The organism is Rhodoferax sp. (assembly GCF_028689305.1).
Taxonomy (GTDB): Bacteria; Pseudomonadota; Gammaproteobacteria; order Burkholderiales; family Burkholderiaceae_C; genus Rhodoferax.
Window position 1 is genome coordinate 25,537 of the sequence record NZ_JAQTWM010000033.1, and the last position, 8,674, is coordinate 34,210.

Annotated in this window: 12 protein-coding genes and 1 pseudogene; 2 read left to right on the forward strand and 11 right to left on the reverse strand. The window is 62.2% G+C overall.

The features are described from left to right. The 5 genes from PHW99_RS08835 to PHW99_RS08855 all read right to left on the reverse strand — a co-directional run. Positions 1-1,085: biotin carboxylase N-terminal domain-containing protein (locus PHW99_RS08835; RefSeq protein WP_300175822.1), on the reverse strand; the 1,085-nt coding region annotated here is incomplete at its 3' end. 34 nt (positions 1,086-1,119) lie between these two features. Next, positions 1,120-1,896 (reverse strand): enoyl-CoA hydratase/isomerase family protein, encoded by a 777-nt coding sequence (locus PHW99_RS08840; RefSeq protein WP_300175825.1) that lies wholly within the window; start codon positions 1,894-1,896, stop codon positions 1,120-1,122. Further along, positions 1,884-2,291: a PIN domain nuclease gene (locus PHW99_RS08845; RefSeq protein WP_300175828.1), complete on the reverse strand. Its 408-nt coding sequence runs from the start codon at positions 2,289-2,291 to the stop codon at positions 1,884-1,886. Before PHW99_RS08845 ends, PHW99_RS08840 begins: the two co-directional genes overlap by 13 nt. Further along, positions 2,288-2,656, reverse strand: coding sequence for a type II toxin-antitoxin system VapB family antitoxin (locus PHW99_RS08850; RefSeq protein WP_300175831.1), 369 nt, complete (start codon positions 2,654-2,656; stop codon positions 2,288-2,290). Before PHW99_RS08850 ends, PHW99_RS08845 begins: the two co-directional genes overlap by 4 nt. A gap of 43 nt (positions 2,657-2,699) precedes the next feature. After that, entirely contained in the window at positions 2,700-4,322 is a 1,623-nt protein-coding gene (locus tag PHW99_RS08855) for a carboxyl transferase domain-containing protein (protein ID WP_300175834.1), read from the reverse strand. A 137-nt stretch (positions 4,323-4,459) separates the two neighbouring features. Here PHW99_RS08855 and PHW99_RS08860 point away from each other — a divergent pair, with 137 nt between their 5' ends. Further along, positions 4,460-5,530 carry an AraC family transcriptional regulator gene (locus PHW99_RS08860; RefSeq protein ID WP_300175836.1) on the forward strand — a complete coding sequence of 357 codons (1,071 nt, stop codon included), beginning with the start codon at positions 4,460-4,462 and terminating at the stop codon, positions 5,528-5,530. On the opposite strand, the gene PHW99_RS08865 is transcribed toward PHW99_RS08860, so the two are convergent. From PHW99_RS08865 to PHW99_RS08875, 3 genes are read right to left on the reverse strand one after another with little or no spacing between them, the layout of a single operon-like run. Further along, complete coding sequence (locus tag PHW99_RS08865) at positions 5,475-6,134, reverse strand: HAD family phosphatase (protein WP_300175839.1); 660 nt, start codon at positions 6,132-6,134, stop codon at positions 5,475-5,477. The genes PHW99_RS08860 and PHW99_RS08865 overlap by 56 nt on opposite strands. 28 nt (positions 6,135-6,162) lie before the next feature. Continuing rightward, entirely contained in the window at positions 6,163-6,459 is a 297-nt protein-coding gene (locus PHW99_RS08870) for a type II toxin-antitoxin system RelE/ParE family toxin (protein ID WP_300175842.1), read from the reverse strand. Further along, positions 6,456-6,764, reverse strand: coding sequence for a hypothetical protein (locus PHW99_RS08875; protein WP_300175845.1), 309 nt, complete (start codon positions 6,762-6,764; stop codon positions 6,456-6,458). Before PHW99_RS08875 ends, PHW99_RS08870 begins: the two co-directional genes overlap by 4 nt. A gap of 198 nt (positions 6,765-6,962) precedes the next feature. On the opposite strand from PHW99_RS08875, the gene PHW99_RS08880 reads away from it, so the two are divergent. Beyond that, a complete protein-coding gene (locus PHW99_RS08880; RefSeq protein ID WP_300175848.1) occupies positions 6,963-7,247 on the forward strand; it encodes a hypothetical protein in 285 nt (94 codons plus the stop codon). An 18-nt stretch (positions 7,248-7,265) separates the two neighbouring features. On the opposite strand, the gene PHW99_RS08885 is transcribed toward PHW99_RS08880, so the two are convergent. The 3 genes and pseudogenes from PHW99_RS08885 to PHW99_RS08895 all read right to left on the reverse strand — a co-directional run. Next, positions 7,266-7,691: a rhodanese-like domain-containing protein gene (locus PHW99_RS08885; RefSeq protein WP_300175851.1), complete on the reverse strand. Its 426-nt coding sequence runs from the start codon at positions 7,689-7,691 to the stop codon at positions 7,266-7,268. Between the two features lie 37 nt (positions 7,692-7,728). Next, positions 7,729-8,268, reverse strand: a complete 540-nt coding sequence (locus PHW99_RS08890; RefSeq protein ID WP_300175854.1) for a disulfide bond formation protein B — start codon at positions 8,266-8,268, stop codon at positions 7,729-7,731. A gap of 154 nt (positions 8,269-8,422) precedes the next feature. Continuing rightward, a pseudogene (locus tag PHW99_RS08895) lies at positions 8,423-8,674 on the reverse strand (MBL fold metallo-hydrolase); the annotation flags it as partial.

Below are 8,674 nucleotides of genomic sequence, written 5' to 3' on the forward strand. Positions count from 1 at the left end.
TACACCGAAAGTAGGCCGGTGGCGGGCAGGAAGTTGTTGTCGGGGTTCTCGGCGCAGATGCGCGCTTCGATGGCGTGGCCGGTGATGCTGAGCTGGTCTTGCGCCAGCGGCAGCGGCTCACCACTGGCCACGCGCAATTGCCACTCCACCAGGTCCTGGCCGGTGATGGCTTCTGTGACCGGGTGCTCGACTTGCAGGCGGGTGTTCATTTCCATGAAGAAGAAAGCCATGCTGCCGTCTTCGCCTTGCTCCACGATGAATTCCACCGTGCCCGCGCCGACGTAGTTCACGGCACGCGCGGCGGCCACGGCGGCCTGGCCCATTTGCTGGCGCAGCGCCTGCGTCATGCCCGGCGCAGGGGCTTCTTCCAGCACTTTTTGGTGGCGGCGCTGCACCGAGCAGTCGCGCTCAAACAGGTAGACATAGTTGCCCAGCGTGTCGCCAAACACCTGGATCTCGATGTGGCGCGGGCGCTGGACGTATTTCTCGATCAGCACCGCGTCACTGCCAAAGCTGTTGATGGCTTCGCGCTTGCAACTGGCCAGCGCGTCCAGAAAATCTTGCGAACGCTCCACCGCCCGCATGCCTTTGCCGCCGCCCCCTGCGCTGGCCTTGATCAGCACCGGGTAACCGATCTCGTCGGCCTTGAGGTGCAGCAGCGCCGGGTCTTGGTCTGCGCCGTGGTAGCCGGGCACCAGGGGCACACCAGCACGCTCCATCAGTTGTTTGGATTCCGCCTTCAAGCCCATGGCCTGGATGGCCGATGCGGGCGGGCCAATGAACACCAGCCCCGCCGCCGCGCAGGCCTTGGCAAAGTCTTCGTTCTCGCTCAGGAAACCATAGCCGGGGTGAATGGCCTGGGCTCCGGTGGCCTGAGCTGCGGCAATGATTTTTTCCCAGCGCAGGTAGCTGTCTTGGGGCGCACTGCCACCGATGTGCACCGACTCTTCACAGGCAGCGACGTGTTTGGCGCTGGCATCGGCGTCGGAATACACGGCCACGGTTTGGATGCCCATACGGCGGGCGGTGGCGGCAACGCGGCAAGCGATCTCGCCGCGGTTGGCAATGAGGATTTTGTTAAACATGCTGTCTCCAAAAATGATTCGATGCCGCCCTGGGTCAGACCAGCCAACTCGGCTTGCGCTTTTGCAGAAAAGACTGCACCCCCTCTTTGCCCTCGCTACTGGCGCGGATGCTGGCAATACCTTCCACCGTGTGGGCAATCAGTGGGGCATCGATGTCTTTGCCGGCCACATCGTGCAGCAGGGTTTTACACGCCTTGACCGCGTTGGGGCTGGCGTTAAGCAGCGCTTTGGTGATCTCGGCCAGTTTGTCGTCCAGTTGGTCAGCAGGCACCACAGCATGCACAAAACCGATGCGCAAAGCCTCTGCGGCGTCAAAGCGCTCGGCGGTCAGAAAGTAGCGGTGTGCGGCGCGGGGGCCCATGGCGCGGAGCACGTAGGGGCTGATGGTGGCGGGGTACAGGCCGAGCTTGACTTCGCTGAGGCAGTAGTTGCCCGTATCGACGCTCACCGCCATGTCGCACGCCGCCACCAGGCCCATGCCACCAGCGTAGACATCGCCCTGGATGCGTGCCACGGTGGGTTTGGGGCAGGTGTAGATCACGCGCAGCATCTCGGCCAGTTGCGCTGCGTCGGCCAGATTTTCAGCATGCGTGTAGTCGGCCATGCGGCGCATCCAGTTCAGGTCGGCCCCGGCACAAAAGGCTGGGCCTTCTGCGGCCAGGACAATGGCGCGCACTTGCGGGTCTTGACCCAACGCGGTGAAAGCTTGGGTCAGTTCGGCAATCACCTCGTCGTTGAAAGCGTTGCGAACTTCGGGGCGGTTCAGGGTGACGGTGGCTACCGCGCCGGTTTCAATCTTCAGTGTGGCCATGATTTCAGTCCTCTCAAGGTTTCAATCGCATCAAAGTCGGCATCGCGATGCAGCAGCATGTGGCCGTGGGTGATGCAGTAGCTGGCCAGCAGCACGTCGATGGGGCTGCGGACGGTGTAGCCGTTTTGGCGCAATACGCTGTAGTGCTCGGCGGCCAGCAGTGCGTTGTCGAGCCCGCCAATTTCAACGACCGCAATATCCAGCAGCAGCGCTTTGGCACGCTGACGATCTTTGGGTTTGTTGAAACCACGCATGACCTCGTAAATCACCAGGTCGGCCACGCCGACATCTGCATCAATTTGCTCGGCCTTGAGCAACTTGACCAACTGCGCCGTTGCTGGGGTTGTGGCACCCCGAAAGAAGTCGATCCAGACACTGGAATCAACCAGGATCATGCCGCCGCCTTCTTGGTTCTACGCTTGGTGCTGCTGGGTGTGTCGATGGCTTTTTCTTTCACCGGCTTCGCCACTTTGTACGCAGTCGCAGGTTCATGCACTGCCAATTCCGGCACGATGAGCGGAGCTTTAGCATCACCTTGCGCAGCAGAAGCCTCAGCGGACACCTCAGCGCGCTGCCTGGCCCAGGCTTCGTCCGAGTCGTCCCAATGCAAGGTGCCGCGCGCGGCGAGCAGCGCATCGTAGGCTTTGCGCCGCTTGATCATCTGCAAGCCCGCCTCCACCGCCTCGCGTTTGGTTTTGAAGTCCCCGGTGGACATGACGAAGTCCATCAACTTGTCGTCAATCTCGATATTGGTTCGCATGGTTAAATCCCTCGATGTGTATAAATTTCACAAATCATACACATTACATGCGAAATAGTCCAAACCGGGTGTCTTCAATGGGCGCATTGCGGCTGGCCGACAAGCCCAGCGCCAGCACCCGGCGGGTGTCGGCGGGGTCAATGATGCCGTCGTCCCACAGGCGGGCGGTGGCGTAATAGGGGTGGCCTTGCACCTCGTACTGGTTGCGAATCGGGGCTTTGAAGGCTTCTTCTTCCGCCGCGCTCCATTCGCCGCCTTTGCCTTCGATGCCATCGCGGCGCACCGTGGCCAGCACGCTGGCGGCCTGCTCGCCGCCCATCACCGAGATGCGGGCGTTGGGCCACATCCACAAGAAGCGCGGGCCAAAGGCGCGGCCACACATGCCGTAGTTGCCGGCGCCAAAGCTGCCGCCGATGATGATGGTGAATTTGGGCACCGCCGCAGTGGCCACCGCCGTGACCATCTTGGCCCCGTTGCGGGCGATGCCTTCGTTCTCGTATTTGCGCCCGACCATGAAGCCGGTGATGTTCTGCAAAAACACCAGAGGAATCTTGCGCTGACAGCACAGTTCGATGAAGTGCGTGCCTTTGAGCGCCGACTCGCTGAACAAAATGCCGTTGTTGGCGATGATGCCGACCGGCATGCCCTCGATGCGCGCAAAACCACACACCAGCGTCGTACCAAAGCGCGACTTGAACTCGTCAAAGTCCGAGTCATCGACGATGCGGGCAATGATCTCGCGCACGTCGAACGGCTTGCGGGTGTCCACCGGGATCACGCCATACAACTCTTCTGCTGCATATTTAGGAGCTACTGGCGCATGATCCACCTGGGCTAGAGGCTTTTTTTGATACAAATTCTTGACAGCGGTGCGGGCCAGCGCCAGCGCGTGCATGTCGTTTTGCGCCAGGTGGTCGGCCACGCCTGAGAGGCGCGTGTGCACGTCGCCACCGCCCAGGTCTTCAGCGCTCACCACCTCACCCGTGGCGGCCTTCACCAGCGGCGGGCCGCCCAGAAAAATCGTGCCTTGGTTTTTGACGATGATGGCCTCGTCGCTCATGGCGGGCACATAGGCCCCGCCCGCGGTGCAACTGCCCATAACCACCGCGATCTGCGCTAGCCCCAAGGCACTCATGGTGGCCTGGTTGTAGAAGATGCGGCCAAAGTGCTCACGGTCGGGGAACACCTCGTCCTGATTCGGCAAATTGGCCCCGCCCGAGTCCACCAAATAGATGCAGGGCAGGTGGTTTTGCTGGGCAATTTCCTGTGCGCGCAGGTGTTTTTTGACGGTCATCGGGTAATAGGTGCCGCCCTTCACCGTGGCATCGTTGCAGACGATCATGCAGTCGCAGCCACTGACGCGGCCAATGCCGGCGACGATGCCTGCGCCGGGGGCGCTGTCCGAGCCATCACGATCCGGGTACATGCCCAAAGCGGCCAGCGGGGCGAGTTCCAGAAACGGCGTGCCGGGGTCGAGCAGCATCTGCACCCGCTCACGCGGCAGCAGCTTGCCGCGCGCCGTGTGTTTGGCGCGGGCGGCTTCACCGCCGCCGAGTTCGATCTGGGCCACTTTGGCGTTCAGGTCATCCACCAGGGCGCGCATGGCGGCGGCGTTGGCGGCAAATTCGGCAGAGCGGGGGTTGAGCTTGGTTTCTAACGCAGGCATGACAATCTTTCTGTGTGTCTGAGGTGGCAGCCGTTGAACGATGCGCCATTGTGATCGGCCTGAGCATAGAAGCACAAGCGCACGAGTGGGCGTCACCAAGGTTGCAAATACTGCCAAATTCGCACACACTTGCCCCCATGAGCCGCCCCCCCAGCACCGCCGCCGCAACCCCGATGGCCTTTGTCAGCGCTATTGTTCACGCCTACAGACAACGGGGAATGGATCCGTCAGCAGCATTGGCTGAGGCACAAATTACGCCAGAACTTCTGGAGCATGCCGATGCGCGCATCAGCGCCGCACAAATGGAAACCATCTCCGGCCTGGCCATGCAGGCGCTCGACGACGAGGCCCTGGGCTGGTTCAGCCGCCGCCTGCCCTGGGGCAGCTACGGCATGCTGGCACGGGCCAGCATCAGCGCACCCAACCTGGGCCTGGCCATGCGGCGCTGGTGCCGTCACCATGGGCTGATTGCCGACGACATCACCCTCACGCTGGGCACCTCAGGCGCTGTCGCCACCCTGACGATCACCGAACACCGCGACCTGGGGCCGCTGCGTGAGTTTTGCCTGGTCTCGGTACTGCGCAATTTTCATGGGCTGGCGTGCTGGCTGGTGGACTCGCGCATTCCCCTGACGGGGGCGCAGTTTCCATTTGCGGCACCGGCCCATCGGGATGCTTATTCAGTGCTTTTTAAGGCTCCAGCCCAGTTCAATCAAGCGCAAGCAGCTATCCAATTTGATGCAAGTTATCTGACCCTGCCGCTGCGCCGGGATGAGGCCGCACTGCGCCAGATGCTGCAACGCGCCCTGCCGCTGACCGTGCTGCACTACCGGCGCGACCGCCTGCTGGTGCAGCGCGTGCGCCAGGCGCTGCTGACCCAGCCCCAGTCCACCCACAGCGCCGACGATCTGGCCGCCGTGCTCAACCTGTCGGCGCGCACCCTGCACCGTCAGCTCAAGGACGAAGGGGCCACGCTGCAAGCGCTGAAAGACGAGGTGCGCCGGGCGCGGGCGCAGGACCTGCTGCTGCGCAGCAGCCGCCCGATCAAACAGGTGGCCGATGCCGCCGGGTTTCAGAACGAGAAAAGTTTCATCCGCGCCTTCCGGGGCTGGACCGGGCAGTCCCCGGCTGAATTCCGGCGCGCCAACACCCTCACGCCGCAGCCAGCAGCGCCGGCAGCTCCGCCATCGCCGAAAACAGCCGGCTAGCCCCGGTTTGCAGCAGGGCATCGCCGTATTCGGGCCGTGGGCAAAAAGCCCACACGGTGGCGCCTGCCGCCACCCCGGCCGTCACCCCCACCGTGGTGTCTTCAATCACCAGACAGGACGCGCCGGTCAGCCCGAAATGCCCGGCTGCAGCCAGATACACATCGGGCGCGGGTTTGGAGCGCGGCATCTCATGGCCGGTGAACACCCGTCCGTCGAAAAAATCCATCAGCCCGACCTTGTTCAGCATCATCTGCACCTTGGGACGGTCAGACCCCGAGGCACAGGCAATGCGCCCCTGGACCAGCGTGTGGGCCGCCTGCACCGCCGCGCGGGCGCCGGGCATGATCTGCAGATGCGCTTTCAGCGCCGCATTACGACGCTGGTAAAAATCGTCCAGCCACACCTCGGTCAGCGGCTGCCCGGTATGTGCCTCAATGGCTGCACGCTCGTCACGCAGGGTCTTGCCGACAAAATGCTGCATGCACTCGGCCTGCGTCATGACCCAGCCCCGCTCGGCCAGCATGCCACGCAACACCTCATGGGTCATCGGTTCGCTGTCAACCAGCACACCATCGCAATCAAACAGGATGGCTTCAAATTTCATAGCTCACTTCGATTGTTCAGCCGCAACTTCACAGGCTTTTATACCCAGCCTCACGCTGATGACGCAGGGCCAAAACCAGCACTTGTGACTTGGTTGGCAAAAATTTGTACAGGGCCAGGTAGCCGGTGTGCCCACGCGAAATCACCAACTCCCGGTTGCCTGCTCGCACCTTGCGCCCGATCTCCGGGCTATGCAGCAGAATTTCCAGAGCATCAAAAATCACCGTGGCCGTGGCCTCTGCCGCATGCGGGTCGGTTGCCCACAAGAAATCAGCCAGCCTTTGCAGGTCGGTCAAGGCACGCTCTGAGAAAAGCAGATCATTCATGCCTTGAGCATGGGTTGGCTGGCATCAAACGCCACCGGGTTCGGGGCCAGCGGCTTGTCACCACGAGCGCGGGCCAACACATGGACTTTCACATCTTCGGCCCGGAACACCCGGTTGCTTTGCAACGTGTCTTGGTACGCCGCCTCGCCATCGGCATAAAACTGTTGCCGAGCCAGCGCATCGTCCATGGCGGCTTGCAAGGTGTCCACCATCAAGGCATGCGCCGATTTGCCTTCCAGCGCGGCCACTTGGGCAATCGTGGCTTTGAGTGCGTCCGAGAGTTTCAACGAGGTGGTGACGGCCATGGCATGCTCCAATTTAGTGACACCATGGTAACACCTACAATTCTTCGTACCCTAGCTAGCCAAGTGCTTTGCATCATATCGGCCCCACCACGCGCCAACCCCATGCCCAAACATCCACAAAACACCTCTCCATGCACTGAAAAATCCGCTGCACTCACCCTTTTTCGGGGCCGGGTGGCTGACCGGAACCCGCTGGCCATGCGCGGCTCTGAATGCCTGGGGCTGGCTTTGGCGCAACGGCTTGGTTTGACACCCGATGTGCTGGGCACTCCCGCACCGCCATTGGCCACCCAGTGGGACGTGGAGCTGCAGGCCGCCACCGTCTTGGCTCACAACCAAGTCATTGGTCTGGAAATATCCGAATTTCAGGCCTGCTGGCCGGGGTCTGATGTCGAAACCTCACCAGAGCCCTTGATTGATGCACTGAGCCCCTTGCTCGCAAAAATCTGTCCTGGCATCCCAAGCCCAAGCAACTATCCATAAAGTAGTAGCAGCACCAGCTTAACCCTTGGGGTGACGCCGCGCCTTGTGCGCATCCAACGACTCGACCGGCGCGCCCTGCTTGACCCAGGCCGTGAAACCACCGTCGATGTGGGCCACATTGGACATGCCCATGTCCTGCAGCGTCTTGGTGGCCAGGGCGCTGCGCCAGCCAGCGCCGCAGAACAAGATGAATTCCTTGGACTCGTCGCCAAACACCGGCTTGTAGTAGGGCGAAGCTGGGTCAACCCAGAACTCCAGCATGCCGCGCGGGGCGTTGATGCAGCCCGGCACCGTGCCTTCGCGCTCGAGCTCACGCACGTCGCGGATGTCCACGATCTGCACCGCCGGGTCGTCCAGACGGGCACGGACCTCGTCCACGGAATAGGTCCTGACCTCGGCCATGGCTTCGTCCACCAGTGCCCGAAAACCTTTGGTAATTGCCATTGTTGTGTCTCCTCTACATCAAATCATCGTGCTGCGCTCAAGCTGGCTCACCCACCAGGCGGGGCCGAGACCGTTGAAACTGGGCCAGCAACACCAGCCCGGCCACCAACGCCAGCACCCACATCGACACCCAGATCCAGAACGTGACCGACTGCCCCAGAAACGTCCAACTGACGTCGCCACACATGGCGCGGGGCTCAAACATCTCTGGCAGCCACTGATCCAGCGGCATCCAGTTCGGAAACCCCTTGAAGCGGGCGCAACTGCCCTGCCCGCCCTCGCGCACGATGCGCTCCAGGTCCAGCAACAGGGTGGCCCGGTACAAACCCCACCCCAGCGCACCGCCCCAGGCCGCCAAGGCCACCAGACGCACGGCCTGCCACCTCGGGGCCAGGGTTCCGATCAGTCCGGCCACCCCCATGAGCGCCACCGCCAGGCGGATGTAGATGCATTCGTTGCAGGGCTCCACCTGCAGCCGGTGCTGAAGGTAAAGCGCGCTGCCTTCAAAGAACGCGGCCACCACGGCAAGCAGCAGCCAGGGCCAGCGCTGTGACGACAAATACTTGATGTTTCGCAACAAAATCACTCCTCAAAAACGGTATCAGAACGGCCCCATGCCGTCAGATGGATAGCCCGCCACATCAGGTTCGGCAGTCAGGCCGACCGCTTCGACTGCTTCTGGCGGCAAAAGTTCGGTACTACCGTCGCGTGCCATCCTGGCGGCCGCCATGTCAGGCATTGTGCAATACCGCGCCCTGCAGCGTGGCCGCCCCCGAGCGCACCAGATCCTGCACCAGCAGGTCCAGCCCCTGTTCAAACGACAGATCAGCAAACTGCCGGGCAAACAGCTTTTCCAGATAATGCGTGCCGCGCGCCCAGGCCAGCAGCTCATCACGCGCCAGCTGCCGGGCCTCCAGCAACTTGAACTTGAGCATGACCTTGGCCGCATACTGCAGATGCCGCTGCGGGCTGGCGACAAAACC